Source organism: Streptomyces sp. NPDC005774, from assembly GCF_042871645.1.
Lineage (GTDB): Bacteria > Actinomycetota > Actinomycetes > Streptomycetales > Streptomycetaceae > Streptomyces > Streptomyces pratens.
Map to the genome: position 1 here is coordinate 45,884 of NZ_JBIAIV010000047.1, position 19,971 is coordinate 65,854.

18 protein-coding genes and 1 pseudogene are annotated in these 19,971 nt (G+C 68.9%); 9 read left to right on the forward strand and 10 right to left on the reverse strand.

Annotation, left to right across the window (positions count from 1 at the left end):
- Window positions 1-66: 66 nt before the first annotated feature.
- A complete protein-coding gene (locus tag ACFYQA_RS31135; protein WP_388924950.1) occupies window positions 67-1,734 on the forward strand; it encodes a penicillin-binding transpeptidase domain-containing protein in 1,668 nt (555 codons plus the stop codon).
- Between the two features lie 158 nt (window positions 1,735-1,892).
- The gene (locus ACFYQA_RS31140) at window positions 1,893-3,563 is read left to right on the forward strand and encodes a penicillin-binding transpeptidase domain-containing protein (protein WP_388924953.1); all 1,671 of its coding nucleotides are present in this window, start codon (window positions 1,893-1,895) and stop codon (window positions 3,561-3,563) included.
- Between the two features lie 77 nt (window positions 3,564-3,640).
- Here the strand turns inward: ACFYQA_RS31140 and ACFYQA_RS31145 are convergent, their stop codons facing one another.
- Window positions 3,641-4,012, reverse strand: coding sequence for an SsgA family sporulation/cell division regulator (locus ACFYQA_RS31145; RefSeq protein ID WP_388924956.1), 372 nt, complete (start codon window positions 4,010-4,012; stop codon window positions 3,641-3,643).
- A 185-nt stretch (window positions 4,013-4,197) separates the two neighbouring features.
- Here ACFYQA_RS31145 and ACFYQA_RS31150 point away from each other — a divergent pair, with 185 nt between their 5' ends.
- From ACFYQA_RS31150 to ACFYQA_RS31165, 4 genes are all read left to right on the forward strand, one after another.
- A complete protein-coding gene (locus ACFYQA_RS31150) occupies window positions 4,198-5,277 on the forward strand; it encodes an energy-coupling factor ABC transporter permease (protein WP_388924959.1) in 1,080 nt (359 codons plus the stop codon).
- Window position 5,278: 1 nt separating this feature from the next.
- Complete coding sequence (gene cbiQ / locus ACFYQA_RS31155; RefSeq protein ID WP_388924962.1) at window positions 5,279-6,040, forward strand: cobalt ECF transporter T component CbiQ; 762 nt, start codon at window positions 5,279-5,281, stop codon at window positions 6,038-6,040.
- An 8-nt stretch (window positions 6,041-6,048) separates the two neighbouring features.
- Window positions 6,049-6,834, forward strand: coding sequence for an energy-coupling factor ABC transporter ATP-binding protein (locus ACFYQA_RS31160; protein ID WP_388924965.1), 786 nt, complete (start codon window positions 6,049-6,051; stop codon window positions 6,832-6,834).
- Window positions 6,835-6,958: 124 nt separating this feature from the next.
- Window positions 6,959-8,167: a serine hydrolase domain-containing protein gene (locus ACFYQA_RS31165; RefSeq protein WP_388924968.1), complete on the forward strand. Its 1,209-nt coding sequence runs from the start codon at window positions 6,959-6,961 to the stop codon at window positions 8,165-8,167.
- A gap of 40 nt (window positions 8,168-8,207) precedes the next feature.
- Here ACFYQA_RS31165 and ACFYQA_RS31170 read toward each other — a convergent pair whose 3' ends face one another.
- Together ACFYQA_RS31170 and ACFYQA_RS31175 are read right to left on the reverse strand one after the other, a co-directional pair.
- Complete coding sequence (locus ACFYQA_RS31170; RefSeq protein ID WP_388924971.1) at window positions 8,208-8,492, reverse strand: DUF1876 domain-containing protein; 285 nt, start codon at window positions 8,490-8,492, stop codon at window positions 8,208-8,210.
- Between the two features lie 202 nt (window positions 8,493-8,694).
- Window positions 8,695-8,813 (reverse strand): annotated as a pseudogene (locus tag ACFYQA_RS31175) (EamA family transporter); the annotation flags it as partial.
- A gap of 25 nt (window positions 8,814-8,838) precedes the next feature.
- Here ACFYQA_RS31175 and ACFYQA_RS31180 point away from each other — a divergent pair.
- A complete protein-coding gene (locus ACFYQA_RS31180) occupies window positions 8,839-10,287 on the forward strand; it encodes a recombinase family protein (RefSeq protein WP_388924974.1) in 1,449 nt (482 codons plus the stop codon).
- Window positions 10,288-10,779: 492 nt separating this feature from the next.
- On the opposite strand, the gene ACFYQA_RS31185 is transcribed toward ACFYQA_RS31180, so the two are convergent.
- The 4 genes from ACFYQA_RS31185 to ACFYQA_RS31200 all read right to left on the reverse strand — a co-directional run bounded on the left by ACFYQA_RS31185 (window position 10,780) and on the right by ACFYQA_RS31200 (window position 14,276).
- The gene (locus tag ACFYQA_RS31185) at window positions 10,780-12,129 is read right to left on the reverse strand and encodes a replication initiator (protein WP_388924997.1); all 1,350 of its coding nucleotides are present in this window, start codon (window positions 12,127-12,129) and stop codon (window positions 10,780-10,782) included.
- A gap of 301 nt (window positions 12,130-12,430) precedes the next feature.
- Window positions 12,431-12,628, reverse strand: coding sequence for a hypothetical protein (locus ACFYQA_RS31190; RefSeq protein WP_388220595.1), 198 nt, complete (start codon window positions 12,626-12,628; stop codon window positions 12,431-12,433).
- Window positions 12,625-13,926, reverse strand: coding sequence for an FtsK/SpoIIIE domain-containing protein (locus tag ACFYQA_RS31195; RefSeq protein WP_388924977.1), 1,302 nt, complete (start codon window positions 13,924-13,926; stop codon window positions 12,625-12,627). Before ACFYQA_RS31195 ends, ACFYQA_RS31190 begins: the two co-directional genes overlap by 4 nt.
- On the reverse strand, window positions 13,926-14,276 hold the full coding sequence (locus tag ACFYQA_RS31200) for a hypothetical protein (protein ID WP_388924980.1): 351 nt from the start codon (window positions 14,274-14,276) through the stop codon (window positions 13,926-13,928). Before ACFYQA_RS31200 ends, ACFYQA_RS31195 begins: the two co-directional genes overlap by 1 nt.
- A 165-nt stretch (window positions 14,277-14,441) precedes the next feature.
- On the opposite strand from ACFYQA_RS31200, the gene ACFYQA_RS31205 reads away from it, so the two are divergent.
- Entirely contained in the window at window positions 14,442-15,221 is a 780-nt protein-coding gene (locus tag ACFYQA_RS31205) for a GntR family transcriptional regulator (protein ID WP_388924983.1), read from the forward strand.
- Window positions 15,222-15,631: 410 nt separating this feature from the next.
- Here the strand turns inward: ACFYQA_RS31205 and ACFYQA_RS31210 are convergent, their stop codons facing one another.
- Together ACFYQA_RS31210 and ACFYQA_RS31215 are read right to left on the reverse strand one after the other, a co-directional pair.
- Window positions 15,632-15,928 carry a hypothetical protein gene (locus ACFYQA_RS31210; RefSeq protein WP_388924986.1) on the reverse strand — a complete coding sequence of 99 codons (297 nt, stop codon included), beginning with the start codon at window positions 15,926-15,928 and terminating at the stop codon, window positions 15,632-15,634.
- Between the two features lie 320 nt (window positions 15,929-16,248).
- On the reverse strand, window positions 16,249-16,806 hold the full coding sequence (locus tag ACFYQA_RS31215; RefSeq protein ID WP_388924988.1) for an ATP-binding protein: 558 nt from the start codon (window positions 16,804-16,806) through the stop codon (window positions 16,249-16,251).
- Between the two features lie 199 nt (window positions 16,807-17,005).
- Here ACFYQA_RS31215 and ACFYQA_RS31220 point away from each other — a divergent pair, with 199 nt between their 5' ends.
- Window positions 17,006-18,379: a sporulation protein gene (locus ACFYQA_RS31220; RefSeq protein WP_388924991.1), complete on the forward strand. Its 1,374-nt coding sequence runs from the start codon at window positions 17,006-17,008 to the stop codon at window positions 18,377-18,379.
- Window positions 18,380-18,381: 2 nt separating this feature from the next.
- Here ACFYQA_RS31220 and ACFYQA_RS31225 read toward each other — a convergent pair whose 3' ends face one another.
- Window positions 18,382-19,296, reverse strand: coding sequence for an aminoglycoside phosphotransferase family protein (locus ACFYQA_RS31225; protein WP_388924994.1), 915 nt, complete (start codon window positions 19,294-19,296; stop codon window positions 18,382-18,384).
- Window positions 19,297-19,971: the final 675 nt, after the last annotated feature.

Sequence of the window (19,971 nt, forward strand, 5' to 3'; positions counted from 1 at the left end):
CACTCGCCGAACTTTCTGAACACGTTCAGAAGACGTGGGGGTCCGGCGGGGGAGGGGAAACGCCCGATGGGCAAGGGGGTCAAGACCGCCGTCATCGGTGGTGTGTTCGCGGCGATGGTGGGCGGGGCCGGGTACGGGGTCTACAACTTCGTGTCGGCGGTGAACGGCGACGGGGGCGGCGGTGGCGGTTCGGACGCGGCCGTGACGAAGAAGTCCGGGCCGCCGGACAAGGAGGAGGTCGAGAAGGCGAGCGGGACGTTCTTCGCGGCCTGGGAGAAGGGGGAGGCGGCACAGGCGGCGTCGTACACGAACAACGCCGAGGGCGCCGCCCCGCTGCTGGCGGCCTACGGCGAGGACGCCCGCATAGCCGACGTCGAGATCACACCGGGCACACCCGCCGGCACGACCGTGCCGTTCAGTGTGAAGGCGACCGTCTCGTACGACGGGAAGTCCGAACCGCTCACCTACAAGAGCGAGTTGACCGTCGTGCGCGGGCAGAACACCGGGCGGGCCCTGGTCGACTGGGAGCCGTCCGTCGTCCACCCGGAACTCAAGGACGGCGACACCCTCGTCACCGGGGAGGCCGCGCAGCCGCCGATCGAGGCCGTGGGCCGGGACGGCACGGTGCTGACGGAGGAGGAGTACCCCTCGCTCGGCCCGATCCTGGACACCCTGCGCGAGAAGTACGGTGACAAGGCGGGCGGCGCCCCCGGCGTCGAGCTGACCATCCGGCACGCGGACGGCTCCGGGGACGGGACCACGGACGGGACGGGCGCCGCCGACTCCACGCTGGTGACGCTCGCCAAGGGCAAGCCCGGCAAGCTGCGGACGACGCTCAGCGCGGGCGTGCAGGCGGCCGCCGAGAAGGCGGTGAAGGGGTTCCCCGAGTCGTCGGTGGTGGCCGTGCAGCCGAGCACCGGCGAAGTGCTGGCCGTGGCCAACCACCGCGAGGACGGGTTCGACGCCGCGCTCCAGGGCCGGGTCGCCCCCGGCTCCACCATGAAGATCATCGCCGCGGCCATGCTCATCGACAACGGCGTGGCCTCGATGAACGGCCCGGCGCCCTGCCCGCCCACCGCGACCTGGCAGAGCCAGACCTTCAAGAACCTCACCGGCATGGAGCCGAACGAGGGCGCCACCCTCGCCAACAGCTTCCTGCGTTCCTGCAACACGGCCTTCATCAAGCTCATCGACGAGGAACCGCTGACCGACGCCTCGCTCACCCAGGAAGCGCAGGAGCGGTTCGGGCTCGGCCGGGACGACTGGGCGACCGGCGTCGTCTCCTTCGACGGCAGCGTCCCCGCCGTCAGCGGCCCGGACCGCGCGGCGAACGCCATCGGCCAGGGCCAGGTGCAGATGAACCCGCTGAACATGGCGTCGGTGACGGCCACCGCCATCACCGGTACCTTCCGCCAGCCGTACCTCGTCTCCCCGGAGCTCGACGGCCGGCAGCTGGCGCAGGCGAAGGGTCTGCAGGCGGGCACCGCGAGCCAGTTGAAGCAGATGATGCGTCTGACGGCCACCCAGGGCACCGCCGCGCAGGCCATGTCCGGTCTCGGCGGTGACATCGGTGCGAAGACCGGCTCCGCCGAGGTCGACGGCAACGCCACCTCCGACAGCTGGTTCACCGGCTTCCGGGGCGACGTCGCGGCGGCGGCCATGACCCAGCAGGGCGGCCACGGCGGCGACGCGGCCGGTCCGATTGTCGCAGCTGTGCTACGAGCGGGCGGCTGAGCGCGACGCGCGGGAGGCGGGACTCTAGGCTGGGGGCCGTCATTGGCCTGGGAGCATCGGCGCCCATCGGTCCGGTATGACTATGTGACGACATGGCCACATGACGGTACGGCAGTACGGCCGGCGTCCCGGCGGACTTTACGGAGGATCGAACAGCAGTGGGCAACAGAAGGCGCGTCGCCGGGCGACGGAAGACCAACCCCGCCGTGCTCGGCGGAGTGATCGCCGTCGTCGTCGGGGGCGCCGGAATCAGTGCCTACGCGTTGTTCGGGGGCGGGTCCGGAAGCGGGGACGACCCCTCGACATCGGCCACCCAGCAGGCCAAGGCCAAGAGCGGTCCGCTGTCCGCCGCCGAGGTCACCGCCGCGGCCGACCGTTTCCTCACCGCCTGGCAGCAGGGCAAGGTGAGCGAGGCCGCCGACGCCACCGACGACCCGGAGGCGGCCACCGCCCTGCTCACCGGCTACGCCAAGGACGCCCGCGTCAAGGACGTCACCCTCACCGCCGGCACCCGTGCCGGCGCCGAGGTCCCGTTCTCCGTCAAGGGCACGGTGGCGTACGAGGAGAACGCCGAGCCACTGGCGTACGACAGCAGGCTGACCGTCGTACGCCGGGACGGGGACGGCGAACCGCAGGTCGCATGGCGGTCCGAGGTCGTGCACCCCGACCTCAAGGACGGCGACAAGCTGGTCACGGGCGAGACGGACACCCCGCCGATCAAGGCACTGGACCGGGACGGCGGCGAGCTGACCACCAAGACCTACCCGTCCCTGGGCCCGATGCTCGACGGGCTGCGCGAGAAGTACGGGAAGACGGCGGGCGGCAAGGCCGGCATCGAGCTGCGGGTCGTCCGCGGCGAGGCGTCCAAGAAGGCGGAGGCCTCCGACAAGACCGTGCTGGAGCTGAGCGAGGGCACCCCCGGCACGGTGAAGACCACACTGGACCCGGCCCTCCAGGCGGCGGCCGAGGAGCAGGTGGCCAAGAAGGCCAAGTCGTCGGTGGCGGTGATGCGCGCGTCGACCGGCGAGATCCTCGCCGCCGCGAACTCCTCGCGCGGGTTCAACACCGCGCTCCAGGGCTCGCTGGCCCCGGGTTCGACGATGAAGGTCCTCACCGCCTCGCTGCTGATCGAGAAGGGCCTCGCGTCCATCGACGAGAAGCACCCGTGTCCGAAGTACTCCAGCTACGGCGGCTGGAAGTTCCAGAACCTCGACAAGTTCGAGATCAAGGGCGGCACCTTCCGCGACAGCTTCGGCGCCTCCTGCAACACCGCCTTCATCAGCCAGGCGTCCGAGCTGAAGGACGACGACCTGACCAAGCAGGCCCAGCAGGTCTTCGGGCTCTCACGCGACGACTGGCAGATCGGCATCCCGTCCTTCGACGGCTCGGTGCCGGTGCAGAAGGACGCCCCCATGGCCGCCTCCCTGATCGGACAGGGCGGCGTGCGGATGAACCCGCTGAACATGGCGTCGGTGTCGGCGACCGTCAAGGCGGGCGAGTTCCACCAGCCGTACCTGGTGTCGCCGGAGGTGGACGGCCGGAAGCTGGCCACCGCCTCGCGCACCATGTCGGCCGGGACCGCGACGCAACTGCGGCAGCTGATGTCGTACACGGCGACCAGCGGCACCGCGGCGAAGGCGATGGCCGTGGTCAGTGGCGACAAGGGCGCGAAGACCGGCTCGGCCGAGGTCGACGGGCAGAAGAAGCCCAACGGCTGGTTCACCGCGTACCGCGGGGACCTCGCGGCGGCGGGCGTCGTGCAGGCGGCCGGCCACGGCGGCTCCACGGCGGGCCCGATCGTGGCGAGCCTGCTGAAGCTCGGCGACTGATCCGGAGGGCTCCCGGATCACTCCCGGGTCGCTCCCGGATCACTCCCGGGTCACTCACGGACCAGCGGGGCCGTCCGTCAGTGCGGGACCGGTTCGATGGCTGCCGCGGCCACGTGCATGCGTCGCAGGAACCGTGTCAGGGCCTTCGTCTCGAACTGCACCATCGTCACCCCCTGCGCCGAGTGGAACTCCACGATCGTCTGCACGCGACCGCACGGCCACACCCGCACGTCACCGCGGTCCACGGGGGTGCGCAGCCCATGTTCGAGCAGGTCACGGGGCAGGGCCCACTCATGGGTGGGGGGACCGGTCAGCCTCACCCGTACGATCCGGGGGTCGCGCTCGGGGTCGTAGCTCAGCCTGACCGGCACCGCTCCCCGGTCCATGGCCTGGGGGGCGTCCGCGTCCGTGACGATCTGGGTGCGTGCGTACTGCTCGACTACGTTCATGAGTGGCCCCTTACGGTGCGCTACCTGTACGAAAGCCGTATACCCACCCTTCCTCCAATGTCGCACAGATTCCGGAATCCGACTCTCCGTACAGGCGCGGTCACGGACACGGGCGCGGTCAAAGGCGCGCCAAGACGAATCACTCGCTCTTGCGACCTTGTCGCAGGAGCAAGCATCATCAAACAGTGCATGTACCTGACGGATTCATCAACGCCCCCGTGTCCGCCGCCACCGCGGTGGTCGCCGCCGGCGCCATGGCCGTGAGCCTGCGCGGCGCGCGCCGCGAACTCGGGAGCGAGCGGGCGGCACCGCTGGCCGGACTCGTGGCGGCGTTCATCTTCGCCGTGCAGATGCTGAACTTCCCGGTCGCGGGAGGCACCAGCGGCCATCTGCTCGGCGGCGCGCTCGCCGCGATACTCGTGGGCCCTTACACAGGGGTCCTGTGCGTATCCGTCGTCCTGCTGATGCAGGCGATCCTCTTCGCCGACGGCGGCCTGACCGCGCTCGGGGTGAACATCACCTGCATGGCGATCGTCACGACGGTCGTCGCCTACGCCCTGTTCCGCGGGCTGGTGAAGGTGCTGCCGCGCGCCCGCCTCTCGGTGATCGCCGCGTCCTTCGTCGCCGCCCTGGTCTCCGTCCCGGCCTCCGCGGTCGCCTTCACCCTGATCTACGCGATCGGCGGCACCTCCGACGTCTCGATCGGCAAGGTCGCCACCGCGATGGTGGGCGTGCACATTCTGATCGGGCTCGGCGAGGCCGTGATCACCGCGCTGACCGTCGGCGCCGTCCTCTCCGTACGCCCGGACCTGGTGTACGGGGCGCACGGACTCGAACAGAAGCTCAAGCTGCGGGTGAACGGCGAGCTGGTCGACGCCCCGGATGCCGAGCCGGCGCCCGACCCTGCCGCCGCCACCCGGTCCCGACGCCCGATCTGGATTGTCGGGCTGGTGACGTCGCTGCTTCTCGCCGGATTCGTCAGCTTCTACGCCTCCGCCGATCCCGACGGTCTGGAGCGGGTCGCCACCGACCACGGCATCGCCGAGCAAGCCGAGGAGCACGGGGCCGCCGACTCCCCGCTCGCCGACTACGGCGTCAAGGACGTCGAGGACGCCCGCATCTCCGGCGGTCTCGCAGGTGTGATCGGCGTCGGTCTCACCGTCGTCGCGGGCACCGGGGTCTTCTGGGTGGTCCGACGGCGGCGCTCGGACGAGATGTCCGATACGGCCCCGCCGGCGAACACGCACTCCGACACCGACGTCTGACATGGGCAGCGGCCACGTCCACCGGCTGTACCGGCACGCGCACTCCCCCGTGCACGCGCTGCCCCCGCACACCAAGCTCGCCGCGGTCCTCGCCTTCGTGGTGGTCGTGGTGTCCACCCCGCGTGAGGCGATGTGGGCGTTCGGGGTGTACGCGGTGCTGCTAGGCCTCGTCGCGTACGCGGCCCGCGTTCCGGCCGGGTTCCTGCTGGGGCGGCTGCTGATCGAGGTGCCGTTCGTCGCCTTCGCGGTGCTCATGCCGTTCGTCGCGGAGGGCGAGCGGGTCGAGGTCCTCGGTCTGTCGCTGAGCGTCAACGGGCTGTGGGGCGCCTGGAACGTGCTGGCCAAGGGCACCCTGGGCGTCGCCGCCTCCGTCCTGCTCGCCGCCACGACCGAGCTGCGCGAGCTGCTGCTGGGCCTGCAGCGCCTGAAGCTGCCGCCGCTGCTGGTACAGATCGCCTCGTTCATGATCCGCTACGGCGATGTCGTCACGGACGAGATGCGGCGCATGCGGATCGCCCGCGAGTCCCGCGGTTTCGAGGCGCGGGGCCTGAGGCACTGGGGCGTGCTGGCGAAGTCGGCGGGCGCGCTCTTCATCCGCTCCTACGAGCGCGGCGAGCGGGTGCACCTGGCCATGATCAGCCGCGGTTACGCCGGTTCGATGCCCGTCATCGACGAAGTGGCCGTCTCCCGGGCGCAGTGGTCGTACGCACTGGCCCTCCCGTCCGCCGCCCTGGTCGTCTGCGTGCTGGGGTGGGTGCTGTGATCCCTTCCGTGACAGCCACTCCTCCCACTTCTCCTGCGTCTTCTTCTCCTTCTCTGGAGGTCTCCGGACTCGCCTTCGCCTATCCGGACGGCCACCAGGCCCTCTTCGGTGTCGACTTCTCGATCGCGCGCGGCGAGCGGGTGGCACTCCTCGGCCCGAACGGAGCGGGCAAGACGACGCTCGTGCTGCACCTCAACGGCATCCTGACCGGCGGTACCGGCACGGTGAAGGTGGCCGGACTGCCGGTGGGCCGGGAGCACATGGCCGAGATCCGGCGCCGGGTCGGCATCGTCTTCCAGGACCCGGACGACCAGCTCTTCATGTCCACGGTGCGGGAGGACGTGGCGTTCGGCCCGGCGGCGGCCGGGCTCCGGGGGGCCGAGCTGGAGGAACGGGTGGGCCGGGCGCTGGGCCTGGTCGGTATGGCCGGGTTCGAGGACCGGCCGCCGCACCATCTCTCCTACGGGCAGCGGCGCCGGGTGGCCGTGGCGACGGTGCTGGTGATGGAGCCGGAGATCCTGGTCCTGGACGAGCCGTCCTCCAACCTGGACCCCGCCTCCCGCCGCGAACTGGCCGACATCCTGCGCTCGCTGGACGTGACCGTCCTGATGGTCACGCACGACCTGCCGTACGCCCTGGAGCTGTGCCCGCGCTCGCTGGTCCTGAGCGACGGAGTGATCGCGGCGGACGGCCGGACGGCGGACCTGCTCGCCGACGACACCCTGATGCGCGCGAACCGCCTGGAGCTGCCGTACGGCTTCGATCCCCGCTCGGTGCCGGCCACACCCGGTTAGGGCCAGGCCCCAGACCTTTCGTCTCCCTCCCCACCGGGCGAGGAATCCCAGGCGGAAGGCCTCTGTTGCACCTCGTGTCGCAGGCGCATGCCCGGCGACGGGCGAACGGAAGGGATCGACGGACGTGGGCGTCGAGGTGCACGGCACGGTGACCGAGGGCTTCGAGCCGGTCGGGGAAGCGTTCGAAAGGAACTTCGAGCGCCTCGGGGAGCGGGGCGCGGCCGTCACCGTGTACCGGGACGGGCAGCGGGTCGTCGATCTGTGGGCCGGCACGAAGGACGTCGACGGCGGTACCGACGGCGATGGCGTACGCGATGACGACCGCGCCGGCGCCGAGCCGTGGGAGCGGGGCACGGCCCAGCTCGTCCGCTCGGCGACCAAGGGCGTCGCCGCCGCCGTCCCCCTGCTGCTCCACCAGTACGGCGAGCTGGACCTGGACGCGCCCGTCGGCCACTACTGGCCCGAGTTCAAGGCCCGGGGCAAGGAACGGGTGCTCGTCCGGCACCTGCTGAACCACCGGGCCGGGCTCCCTCTCCTCGACCGCCCGCTCACCCCGCGGGAGGCGCTCGACCCGCTGCGGGGCGCCGAGGCCGTCGCCGCCCAGGCACCCGTGTGGGAGCCGGGCACGGACCACGGCTACCACGCCCTCACCTACGGCTGGCTGCTGGACGAGCTGGTACGGCGGGTGTCGGGCCGGGGCGCCGGTGAGTGGATCGCGGAGCGGATCGCCGCTCCCCTGGGGCTGGACTTCTGGCTGGGCCTGCCGGACGCGGAGGCCGGCCGGGTGGGCAGGGTCGGCCCGGTCGAGGGGTCCGAACCGTCCGGCGTGCTGCGCGCCCGTCCCAAGCGCTCGGTCGCCGAGGCCTACGCCGACCCCGCCTCCGTCACCCGCCGGGCCTTCGCCGCGATCGACCCGTTCCCGGACCACAATGCCCCGGAGTTCCGCGCGGTGCCCCACCCCGCGGCCAACGGCATCGCGACGGCGGACGGGCTGGCCCGCTTCTACGCCTCGCTCATCGGGCAGGTCGACGGCGTACGCCTCTTCGATGCGGCCACCGTCGAACGCGCCCGCGCCGAGGAGTCGGCCGGCCCGGACCGCGTCCTGATCGTCGGCACCCGCTTCGGCCTCGGCTACATGCTGCACGGCAGCGCGTCGCCCTTCCTGGCTCCGGGCTCCTTCGGCCACCCCGGCCGCGGCGGTTCCCTCGGCTTCGCCGACCCGGAGGCGGGCATCGCCTTCGGCTACGTCACCAACGGCTTCCGCACCACCGTGACGTCGGACCCCCGCGCCCAGGCATTGGTACGGGCGGTGCGCTCCGTCGTCCTCGGTTAGCCGGGGCGCCGCTCGTACGCCGTCGCTCAGACGCCGTCGCTCAGACGTGGATCGGGTGCGAGGTGCGGCCCGACACCTCGTCGATCTCGTCGTGCGCCTTGGTCAGCAACTGCATCGCGAGCTCGTTGAGCGCCCTGGCACCGGCGACCTCCTCCCCCACCCTGGGCTGGTTCTCGTCGATCCGGTGCCGGCTCGCGTGCCCGTGGCCCCGTACCTCGGTCCCGTCGGGCAAGCGCACCATCGCCGCCGCCCGCGTGTGCTGGTCGTCCTCCATGAACTCCATCTCGACGTGCCACCCCACGGTGGTGTGCCTGGTGTGCGTCATGACGGTCACCTCCGGAAAGTCCTGATTCCAGGGTGCTCCTCCCCCTGCCCGGCCGCACCCGGCCGGGGCCCGCCGCATCCCGCGCGCCCCGGGGTGGCCTCTGACCGGAAACCGTGGGTACTTTCCGGGAAAGTGCTCACGGCCCGCCCGTCCGAGGCCACTTCGGACAGCGCGACCGCCTGTGCTCACGCCGCCGCCCCTGTCCCGCTCTCGGCATCAACCCGATGCCGACGACCGGCAGCCCGGCTCCGGGACACATGGAGCACCGAACCGTTCCCGGAAGAACAGCGCCCCGGTGCCGGCCCCCACGATGACCGATGTCATACCCGGCTCATACAGTGTTTCCATGAGTCGATCCAAGTTAGGCAAGGCCACCATCACGCCGGGCGAGCCCGCAGCGATCTACTGCCGCATCTCCCATGCCAGGGAAGAGGATCAGACCGGCGTCGACCGCCAGGAGCGCATCTGCCGGGAGATCGCCGAACGCCTTCAGCTCCGCGTTGAGCCGACCCGCATCTACGTGGACAACAACCGTTCTGCATGGCAGCGCAACCGCAAGCGGCCGGGGTGGGAGGAGATGCTGAAGGCGATGGGGGACGGAGAGATCCGGCACGTCATCGTCTACCACCCCGACCGCCTCATGAGGCAGCCCAAGGATCTTGAAGAACTACTCGCCGTAGCCGACGACAAACGCGTCCTCCTGCACGGCGAGGCGAACCGGCGCGATCTGTCGGACCCCGACGACCGGTTCATCCTCCGTATCGAGGTGGCCCACGCGTGCCGCTCTTCCGATGACACGTCCCGCCGTCTCAAGGACGCTCTGAAGGACCATGCCCGCGCAGGCCGGCCGCACGTGGGCAATCGGCCGTACGGCTACACCCGCGACGGCCGCGCGATCGTCGAGGAGGAGGCGGAGATCGTCCGTGAGGTCTACCGCCGCTACTTGGACGGCGAGTCGCCGAACCACATAGCGCAGGATCTCGCCGCACGCGGCATCCCCACGTCGAAGGGCAAGGCGTGGAACCCCGAGAACGTTCGCCATCTGTTGTCGTCGCACTTCGTGGCCGGACTGCGGTTCCACCTGGGCGAGGAAGTGGCCGTCGGGACGTGGCCCGCCATCATCGACCGAGGGCAGTGGGACGAGGTACAGCGGCTCCGGGAGTACCGCGCCCAAAAGCACCAGGACACGAAGAAGCGCCCGATCCGGAATTACCTCCTGCGCGGAGTCGCCACTTGCGCGTGTGGCGCGCGCATGGGCGGTACGAACAGCGGCCGGTATGCCTACTACCGGTGCACCCGCGCCGACAACACCGACCAGCAGAAGTGCAACCGGTCCATCTCAGCCGAGCCACTGGAAGCCTTCGTACGGGACGTGGCGATCAAGGTCCTGACCAAGCTGGACACCGCCGGCTACGAGCCCGCCACGACCACGCGCCCCGAGGCCGACGTCATCGCGGACGAGAAGGACCGCGAGAAGCTGCGGGAGCTGAAGGAACTGTGGCTCAACGACGACGACTTCACGACCGCCGACTTTCAGGCCATGCGCACGCCAATCGTCAAGCGGATGAAAGAGCGGCAGCGGAAGACCGTCAAGCGGCCCGTCGCCGTCCTGGAGGGAATCGCCGGACCGGACGCCGAGGCCAACTGGGAGAGGCTGGAGAAGGCGGAGGACTATGCACGCATGAACGCGATCTACCGGTTCCTGTTCGCCGCCGTGATCGTCCACCCACCCACGCGGAAGGGCAGGGGGTTCGACACGGGCCGGGTGGAGATCGAGCCGAACCCTCTCGACTAGATGTTCTGGTGGTTTCTAGTCACTCGCTCCAGTCACTCGCTCCAGCAAGCTGCAGAGCCGTTCGAACACGCGGTAGGCATCCCCCCGTTGGCTGGCGTCAGGGCTTACGCAAGCGAGGATGGCCGCAGCAGCGACGGGTGCGCCAATACTGAAAGCCAAGGTCTGCCGGGGCATACCGAGGAGGTGCGGCGTCGAATCGGGCTCCTGCTGAGGCTGTGCGGCTCTCTGATGACGTGCGCTTTGAGGTGACATAAGCGAAGTACATCAAAAGCCAATGATCTGACCGGCGACTCCAGGCAACTCGGTCGGAAATGATCACCCTTCGGCTGAATTAGCGGCGATATGCGTTCCTGACCTGCTAACTTCACGAATCATTTCGTCCAGCGCTGAGAAGCCGCGCGAGCCTCGCCGCGCTCTTCGACCCTATGCGCGTGGGGAACTTGGCCGCCTGGCGCTCAACGGCCCGAACCCACTGCTCGCTGCGACGTCTCGTCACCGCAGCACCTCACGCTCTTCACTGGCGATCTCTCGGTTCATCACGATGTCTTCGGCAACGCCGGTCGCGATGAGCGCAGCGCCGGGGGTGTGGCCGGAGCCGAGGTAGCGCCAGTGCCTTTCGGTGACGGCATCAGGCACATCGGAGTGGCCCATGTGGTGGGCGCGTTCCGCCCGCAGGGCCGCGTATGTCGTGGAGTAGGCACGGGACTTGGTGAGGATGTGGCCCCGGTAGCCGAGGGTGTGGGCCCAGGCGCGGAGACGGAACGGCGCGTATTCGGGAAGAGCACCGAGGCGCCAGCAGGTGTGCATGAGGGTGCGTACGTGCTCACTGACGGGGGCGGAGTCGATATCGGCCCAGGTGGTGAGCGGGTGGTCGAGGCCGGCGCCGGTTTCGCTCGCTCCCTTGGTGACGTACTTCGCCACGTAGGCGGCGACCGCGTCATCGTCGGGTCCGTCGCCATCGGTGCGCAGGGGCCGGGCATCTACCTGGGTGCCCCAGCGCAACGCCAGCTCGCCCACGGCCAGGCTGTAGGGCGTGCGGACCAGGACGCGCCGAGCGGATGCGCGTACGGCGTCGGTGAGCAGTTCCGCTGTGCCCCAGGCCGGGGGTTCGTCGTCCGAGCCCGCCGGGCCGTCGAGGCGGACGACGGCGTGCACGTGGACGGCCGCGCGCTTCTGGTATTCGGCGACGCGAGCGAAGGACAGTCGAGCGTGCTGGGCGAAGTGGGACTGTACGAGGCCGACCGAGGAGGCGAGACGGCGGCGTACGTCGATGACGAACCGGTCCCAGAGCCTGGAGGCATGGGCGTGCCACAGGACGTGGGTGGTGTAGTCGTAGCAGTCGGGGCACAGGGGTTGACCCGCAGCAACAGCATCCGGGGCGTGCACGACGGGGCAGCCGAGAGGGCGTCCGTGTTCGCAGGTGCCCCCACCGCGGCGGGGACGGCACCGTTCCCCGGCACGATGGACCGGTCCGAAGGACGGCGCGGTCAGTGTGACGAACAGCCGGGGGCGATGGCGGACCGTTGCGGGGACGTTCTTGCCGCCGAGGAGACCGGCACGTACGAGGTGGTAGGTGTCGCCCGCATGGAGGCGGGAGCAGGCGGGGCAGACGGTTGCGCGTCGGTTGCGGCAGCGGACGAGGAGGCGTTCGCCGGGCTCGTTGCGGGTGTCGTAGTGGTGGAATATCTCGCCGGTTGCACCGTCGAGAGTGGTGGTGAAGCCGGAGAGGTGAATGGGGTAGGTGCAGCCGCCGGTTGCGGTGATCTGCTCCAGGAGGCGGGGGAACTTGGGATCTTGGGCTAGGCGGATGGCGTCGCGGTCTGCATCGGGGAGCTGACGCAGGCGCGCCGCGCGGTCGAGGGCGGCGCGCCTGACAGCCGGGGTGGAGTCCGGGGTGATGGTGGTGACCTTCCGGGGTGGGCCGCCGGAGCGGCACGGATGGCGGGTGGTGATGCGCCGGCAGTCATGGGGATCACTTCCTTCCTGTTCAGAGGCGGTGCTGTGGGGTCAGCGGATGGTTCCGGTGCCGCGGCAGACGCGGCAGCGCCGATGGCGTCCGGTCCAGGTCCTGCGGGCTCCGTCGCCCTTGCAGTGGGGGCACCTCACGCGAGGCATAGGCATGCCGTTGTGTTCCCTTCGCTGGTCAGGTGTGGGAGAAGCCGCTGATGACCCAGGTGACGAGGCCGTGGACGGTGTAGAGCACGGGGGTCTGGCCGAGGTAGAGGCCGAACAGGCCGACGCAGACCGCTTCCCAAGCGCGGACGTCGCGGGAGCGGACGAGGAGGACGGTGATGATCCCGAAGATCACCGCGAACGTGAACGCCACACCTTCGCTGATCACTTGTCGTCTCCTTCCAACGCTGCGAGAGCGCGATCCAGGGCAGGCAGTTCCGGCGCCATCGCGGCGTACTTCCGAGCCGTCGAGACGGCCTCTTCCGTGGGAGTGAGGTGGGAGCGGGCGCGGCTCCAGCCGCCGTCCGGACCGGTGCACACGGCGACCCCGCGCTCCTCCGCCGTGATCGACTGGGCGACGGCGACGGCGTCCTTGTTCAGGTCGCCCAGGGTCATTTCTGCCGTGCCGGGGTCGTTCACGCGGTGGCAGACACGGCCGCCGAGTTGGGCGCGCAGGGCGGTAACGCCGGGGCCGAGGTCGGAGCCGACCCGTTGGCCGGCCACCACCAGATGGATACCGAGGGCGGCGCCGAGCTGCGCCAGGCGGAGCAGGAGCGTGGAGCACTGTTCTGCTTCTGCCTTGCCCTCGCGAGTGCCGTCGGACAGATACAGCTCGGCGATCTCGTCGACGATCACGACGACCGGCACCGGCCGTAGTGTGTCCGGCAGTTCCCAGATGGAGCGGGCCCCCGCCGACCGGCACGCGCTCATCCGGTCCTGCATGTCGACGACCAGGGCGGAGAGCACGGCGACCGCCTCACGCCTGCACGTGGCGAGCGCACTCAACCGTCCGGCGAACAGTCCGAGTTCCATGCCGCCCTTGCAGTCGATGCCGACCAGGGCGACCGGCTGAGTCGCAAGTTGGGTGATCAGCCGGGCCAGCAGGGTGGACTTGCCGGACCGTGTGGCCCCGGTGATCAGCCAGTGCGGCACGAGCCGAAGGTTCATCACCCAGGCGCCGCCGCTCTCCAGTGCACCGATGAGCGCCGAGAGCAGCTCGACATGGGCGGTGGCTAAGCCGGGCCGCTCCAGCGGATCCGTGGCCGTCGCGGTCAGCAGCACGAGCCCGCGTTCCGGGGAGGTGACGCGGACCGCATGGACCTTCCATGCGTGCACCAGCGCATCCGCAGCCTTCATGTACGTGGCCGGTGTCTGTCCCGCGTGCAGCCGCACGACCAGGGTCAGGCCCATGGGCGTGGCACGCGGGAAGGAGATACGAGGAGCCACCGGCCGCAGTGGATCCCCTTTGACGACCAGGTCACCGAGCAGCCCGCGCGGAGGGCGCCGGGAGACGGCGAGGTCGTTGAGCATGGCCACCTTGCGCCAGGTCGCCAGCAGTCGGCACGCGGTTGCCGGGTAGCCGACGAGGTACCAATGCCAGGCCGGACGGTGCCGGCGCACCAGGTCACCGACGACCAGCAGCCAGGCCAGCACGGCGAGGACGAAAGCGAGAAGGACGGGTCCCATCAGGCGTCACCGCCCTTGCCGTGCGCCGCCGCAGTGCCGGGTACGGGGGTGATGGCGTCGGCGCGGAAACTGACGCCGTGCCGGTCGCCCATCGACCAGGCGAACGCGGTCAGGCCGGTGACCTTGACGATCTGGCCCTCTTGGATGCCTTTCGGCTCACCGCTCACGGCGATCTCGATGACGGAGATCCGCCGCCGGTCCTGCCGTACGGTCACGGCCACCGTGTAGACGGGATTGCCGTCCCGGTCCTTCTTCACCTCCTGTGTCTCGAAGTTGCTGAGCTTGGCTTCCGGCGCGATGGCACAGCGCAGTACGCCGAGCCGCGTCGTGTCCACGGGAATGGACTGCATGTTCTGTGGCCTCCTTGGCCAGTCGGGACGCCAGTAAGGTACTGACGTCACTTGTCCTTACGAGTGATGACTATGGAGTTCTGTACGTCGAGAGTGCAACTACTTATGCTGACGAGTGACGCCGCGCGTGCGACGTGCCTACGACACCGAACCGGAGATGCAGAGATGTCGGAGATCCAGCGCCCCGGAGCCCTCTACCAACAGGTGGCCGCGGCAATCCGAGAAGCGATCCTGTCCGGCGAGTTCACGCCCGAGTCCCTGTTGCCGTCCGAGGCCCAGCTTATGGCCCGCTACGGCGTCTCCCGGCCCACCGTGCGCAACGCCATCGCGGCACTGCGCGCGGAAGGACTCATCGACGTCCGCCACGGCAAAGGCAGCTTCGTGCGCTCCAGTGGACAGCCGGTCCTCACCATCGAGCGCCGCGTCAGCTGCACTACCGAGGGCAAGTTCGTGATGCCCAACGGCGACATCTGGCAGGAGGCCGAGCAGCCGCACACCTACCGCACCCGCACCACGAAGGACACCGGCCGACTCCTCCAACTCGACACAGAGGAAGCCCTGTTCGGCTGTGATCGGCTGCTCGTCGACCCGAACACCGGGACGCGCGCCATGCACCGCACGCTGATCCCCTTCCAGGTCGCCGAAGCCGTTCCACTCCTCGGCGCGGAGCCATGCAAGCCGCCCGCCGCGATCTACTGGGTTCTCACCCAGGCCGGACACACCTTGTCGTGGAGCGAGACGGTGCGCGCGCACATGCCTTTGCCCGACGAGCGCACCGCGCTCCAGCTCCCGGACGCGACCCCGGTCCTGCATGTGGCCCGAACCGCGCACAGCGCCGACAGCCGCCCCCTGTTCCTCGAAGAACTGCGTTTCGGTGCGGACCGTGCCGAACTCGCCTACCGGATCACCACCGACCAGCAGCCCGCGCGAGGCGCCCACGCCTGAGCGGCATACGACATCGGTCGAAACAGCCTTCACTTCCTCAAGGGCGCGCCTGCGGCGCGCCGGGTCGCCCGGCCGCCCCGGCCGGGCGTGCGGCGTGGCCGCCGGTCCCGTCCGGTCGCCCGACGCCCCACGCCGCAGCACCCCGAGGCAGTCGAGGCGTCGAGTAGCCGCAGCGAGCAGGGGCCCACGGGGCTGGGGGTCGCCGTCCTCCGAGACTTTAGGCAGCCACCATGGGGCGAGCCTCGAAGAACAGGGGGCCCATCGGGCACATACGCGGGCAGGTCCAGTGCCTGCCCGATTCGCCGGGCGAGCGTAGGGCCCCCTGTTCACTCGCCCCATGGCAGCTCCCGCCCAAAGTCTCTCCGGCCGGCGACGTGCCCATCCGCGGCACCCACCAGCGGAGCGGGCCCTCACGCTGCACCACCATCGCTGCTCGCACGCGCTTCCAGGAGCTGAGCGAGCTGTTCCACCGCGCCGGGCCAGCCGGTCAGCCGTACGACGCCGCGTCCGTCCTCGTTCGTCGAGGCGACGGCCCGCGCTGCGGACAGTTCGAAGCCCGCGCCCAGGAGCGCCCGGTTGAACCGGTCGGCAGCCTCGCGCGCCTCATGCCACCCAGCGATGTAGTCGACGCCGGACACCCAGAGACCCGAGTCCGCGCCCGGTACATCGAGACCATCGCTCAGCCAGCCTTCACCCGAGCCAGTCACCTTGCCACCTCTGCCCTGCTCTAGTAACGGATCGTCAACTTCCTTGGACCAGAGCCGGAATGCAGCACGACGGCCCCGGTACCATCAGGCACCGGGGACCGTCGCGTTCCCAGCCGGGCCACCCTTCGCTTTCCAGGGCAGATGGGGTGGCCCGGCCTATATGGGTGATGTGAAGCGCGGCCCCTCACTCGGGAGGGGAGCCCCCGAACGTCCGAGAGGCCGCGCCCCTTCGGCGGGAGTGGTCAGACTCCTGCCGGTGACCGGATCGCCGCCCGCTCCCGATCGCGAGGGAGTACGTCAGGACAGCGGCCCGGGGTCTTTCAGACCGATTGAGCGGCCGTGGACTCGTCAAGATCGAAGCGGGACCACACGGTTTTGCCGCCTCTCTCGTGCTCCGTCCACCACAGCGCCGTCACCAGTCGCTGCACGATGAACAGACCACGGCCGGAGTCCGGCAACACAGCCTCGGACAACTCGCCCATCAGTCCCGGTGCGAACGCCTCACCCACCGGAAGCAGCGGGGGCGTCGAGTCCTCATCAGAGACTCCGATGAAGAGCCACTTCGGATACTTCTTGAACGTCACGTCGATGCGTCGACAGGAGCCAGGCAGCGCCCGGCGCCGGTCCGGTACCGCGTGGTTGACCACGTTCCCGACCAGTTCCGAGACCACGAGACACGCGTCGTCTGCGAGGTCACCAGCGCCAACGCTCCGGAGGAACACGGCCGTCATGTTCCGCGCGACGCGCGCCGTGTCGTTGAACTCCGCGAAGAGCGTGAGCGTCAGAAAGTGCCCATCGGACGACGGATCCGGCGCCACGAACCAGTGCGCGAAGGCATCCAACTCACTGCTCAAATTCTTGAGTTTCCCCGCATCCATCGCGATCCCTTCCGAGCCTCCGACACCGGTTGCTGCACTCGAGCCAGTACACGGCGTCAGCCCCGTGACCGGGAGCGTTCACCAGGGGGTTCACATGAACACCGGCAAAGACAAAGGGGGTTCACGAATGAACCCCCAAGGCAGAAGACAGCTGTGACACGATGAACACTCGCCGTCATTCTCGGGTTGGCAGGGGAGCATGAGCCGAGAGCCAAACGCGCAGCTGATCGCAGTCATGAACGAGGCCAGAATCTCGAACAAGGGCCTCGCGAAACGCATGACCGACGAGGCCGGCCGCCGAGGCGTCGAGCTGGGGACGACCCACGTCTCCGTCCAGCGGTGGCGCAACGGGTCGAGCATCAGGCCGCAGACAGCAGCGACCATGGCGGACGTGCTCTCAGCCAAGCTCGGCCGGCGCATCACACCCGGTGATCTCGGCTTCTTCGGCGACACCAAGGCGACCGCACCTCAGCCGGTCGGCTACCCGAGCACCGTCCCGGACGTCCTGTCCATGCTCGATGGCCTCGCCCAGGAGCGCACCGACACTCCCGCCTCAGACCGACTGATCGTCGCGGAAAACAACCTCAGCTCAGCCGTCCTGTCATGGATGATCGCGCGCCCCGACGGCATCCAAGCCGACAGGCCAGCACATCAAAGGGTCGGCATGCGCGACGTACGCGCGATACGAGACGCCGCCGACATGTTCATGCAACTCGACTTCAAGTACGGCGGAGGCCACGGCCACAAGGCACTGCGCCACTACTTCCGGCACGAAGTGCTTCCTCTCCTGGACGCGAGCTACAGCCAGAAGGTAGGCACGGCGTTATTCGGCGCCGCCTCCGAGGTGTCCCAGTTACTGGCGTGGACCGCGTACGACACCGGAAACCACCGGCTCGCCCACCGCTACCTCACATCCACGCTGCGCCTGTCCCAGGTCATCGACGACCGCATGTTCGGCTCCCGCATTCTCGGCAACCTCAGCCACCAGGCGAACTACCTCGGTAACCACACCCAGGCCATCCAACTAGCCCGCGCCGCGGTCGAGGGCGCCAAGGGCCGAGCCACCCCACGCGCCATGGCCAACTACTCGGCGATGGAGGCCCGCGCCCTGTCCAACGCAGGAGACGACATGGCAGCCGGCCGGGCCATGAGAGAAGCCGAGCACCACTTCGAGCGCGCCAGCACCGCCGAAGACCCGCCGTGGCTGAGCTACTTCGACGAAGCAGAACTCATGGGCGAACTCTGCCACTGCTTCCGAGACCTCAAGATGCGCCGAGAAGCCGTCGAGCAGGCCCAGCGCGCAGTGGACAGCACCGACCCGAAGTACGCCCGCACTCTCGGCTTCTGCCGCATGGTGCTCGCCCAGAGCCAGCTACTCAACGGCGAACTGGAAGCCGCTGTCACCACCGCAAGCCTCGCAGTCGACGGCGGCGACTCCCTCCAGTCCTCACGCTTCCAGCGCTACGTAACCGACTTTCAAGCTGAGGTAAGCGTCCACACGGCGAACCCGATCGTGGCCGCCTTCAACGACCAGGTGCAGGACGCACTTGCCCGTCTGGACGACGACGAGTAGGGCTACCAGGGTCGCCAGTCCCGCGGTGCATCGTCATTGCGCAGGCCGGCGATGCGCCGACGGTACTCGGCCGCCGTCTTCTCGTCCTCCCGCACGTTCTGCATGAGCCACGTCGTCATGCCGAACTCTTGCAGCCCCCGCAACGTCTCGTATCCGGGCCAGTCGTACAGGTCACGGCCGTACGCGGCCACGAAGTCGGCGTACTGCGCATCGGTCTGCCACCCAAGACTGTGGTGCTCAACGGCTGTGACCATGAGATCCCACTCAGGGTGGTCGAAGCAGAAGGCTTCAAAGTCGATCAGGATCACTTGCCCCTGATCGTCAACCATGAGGTTCTGCACGTGCGCGTCACCGTGCACCGGCCCCTTGGGCGTCTCGAAGCGCAGTTCGGCGTACTTATCCCGCAGCTCCCTCCACCGCTTCCGAAGGAACACCTTGTCGTCCTCCGGGATCACAGCCAGGTCGAGCCGCCGCTGTTGCTTGTCGAAGGGATCGAACAAGGGCAGCTCAAGCCCGTCCGGCACCCTCAGTGAGTGCAGCTCCCGCAGGGTGGCCCCCAGCTCCCCGTACGTAGCTTTCCGCTCCCCCTCAACAATCAGATGCCAGAACGTCACCGGATGCCCGTCGATCACGAGCGGTTGCTCAAGATCCTCGACGATACGAGCGACAGGGAACCCTTCCCCCTCCAACCACCGCGAAACGGCTACCTCTTTGCGTGCTGTGTCCAGCCACTCCCGCCCACGAGGCACACGCACGATCACCGGCGCCGAGGCCAGCCGGAACAACGCGTTCTCTCCAAGCCGGATCAGCTCTGCGTCTCTGTCATCGAGCCCCACAGCCCGACACGCGGCCACCATCACCCGCGTAGCCGCCGCCGACGTGAACCCCTCTTCCGATCGAGCAGCGTCAACCGCCATGCCCGTACCAGCTCCCCTAGTCGCGCGCGATCAACCGGCGCACGCCACGGGTGACCAACCCAACGCGTGCCAGACACGTCCTTGACCGTACCCATTCGCAGACTAGCCAGGCGGGAAGACCCATCAGAGAACTGACGCCCACCCCCTGTCTGCCGATGCGACCCTTTTTAGCCCGGTAGCTTGCACTTTGAGCATCATTAACTTTTTAACCTGGAAGGTCGCACTCTGCATGTGGTTCTGATCGGTATTGATCTGTCTGTCGTTACCCGCTACACCATGTGGCAAAGCGTCTGGCAAAACCGTAGGTCCGCCACCGTACCCTGCCGATACCGCTATCCTGTTTCTCAGGTCCCGGAGTCTCAATTGCCGCATCCAAACGGAGATTCGATGCCTTTCCATGTGCGGGTAAGTACCAAATCAGGGTCGCGCAGCGAAGTCAGGCTTGACCTGAACGAGGAAGAACTCGAAGAGCGTTTCCTGAAGCCCTATCGCGAAGGTAGACCGATTATCATTGGGGGCACCGTCGTCGCGATGGAGGATCTGGAGCGGATCCGAATCAACCAAACGGACCTACCAGCAGCCCCAATGGCCATGAGTTAACGATCTACATGTGATGATCTTCGGGTGGAGCGAGCTGAGGGTGGGGCCGCGAGGCGGCTGACGGATGACGTGTCG

Coding starts and splice junctions, on each gene's coding strand:
- ACFYQA_RS31135 (WP_388924950.1), top strand. CDS start 67: ATGGGCAAGGGGGTCAAGACCGCCGTCATCGGTGGTGTGTTCGCGGCG.
- ACFYQA_RS31145 (WP_388924956.1), bottom strand. CDS start 4,012: ATGAACGTAGTCGAGCAGTACGCACGCACCCAGATCGTCACGGACGCG.
- cbiQ (WP_388924962.1), top strand. CDS start 5,279: ATGGGCAGCGGCCACGTCCACCGGCTGTACCGGCACGCGCACTCCCCC.
- ACFYQA_RS31170 (WP_388924971.1), bottom strand. CDS start 8,492: ATGACGCACACCAGGCACACCACCGTGGGGTGGCACGTCGAGATGGAG.
- ACFYQA_RS31180 (WP_388924974.1), top strand. CDS start 8,839: ATGAGTCGATCCAAGTTAGGCAAGGCCACCATCACGCCGGGCGAGCCC.
- ACFYQA_RS31195 (WP_388924977.1), bottom strand. CDS start 13,926: ATGGGACCCGTCCTTCTCGCTTTCGTCCTCGCCGTGCTGGCCTGGCTG.
- ACFYQA_RS31200 (WP_388924980.1), bottom strand. CDS start 14,276: ATGCAGTCCATTCCCGTGGACACGACGCGGCTCGGCGTACTGCGCTGT.
- ACFYQA_RS31205 (WP_388924983.1), top strand. CDS start 14,442: ATGTCGGAGATCCAGCGCCCCGGAGCCCTCTACCAACAGGTGGCCGCG.
- ACFYQA_RS31215 (WP_388924988.1), bottom strand. CDS start 16,806: ATGGATGCGGGGAAACTCAAGAATTTGAGCAGTGAGTTGGATGCCTTC.
- ACFYQA_RS31220 (WP_388924991.1), top strand. CDS start 17,006: ATGAGCCGAGAGCCAAACGCGCAGCTGATCGCAGTCATGAACGAGGCC.
- ACFYQA_RS31225 (WP_388924994.1), bottom strand. CDS start 19,296: ATGGCGGTTGACGCTGCTCGATCGGAAGAGGGGTTCACGTCGGCGGCG.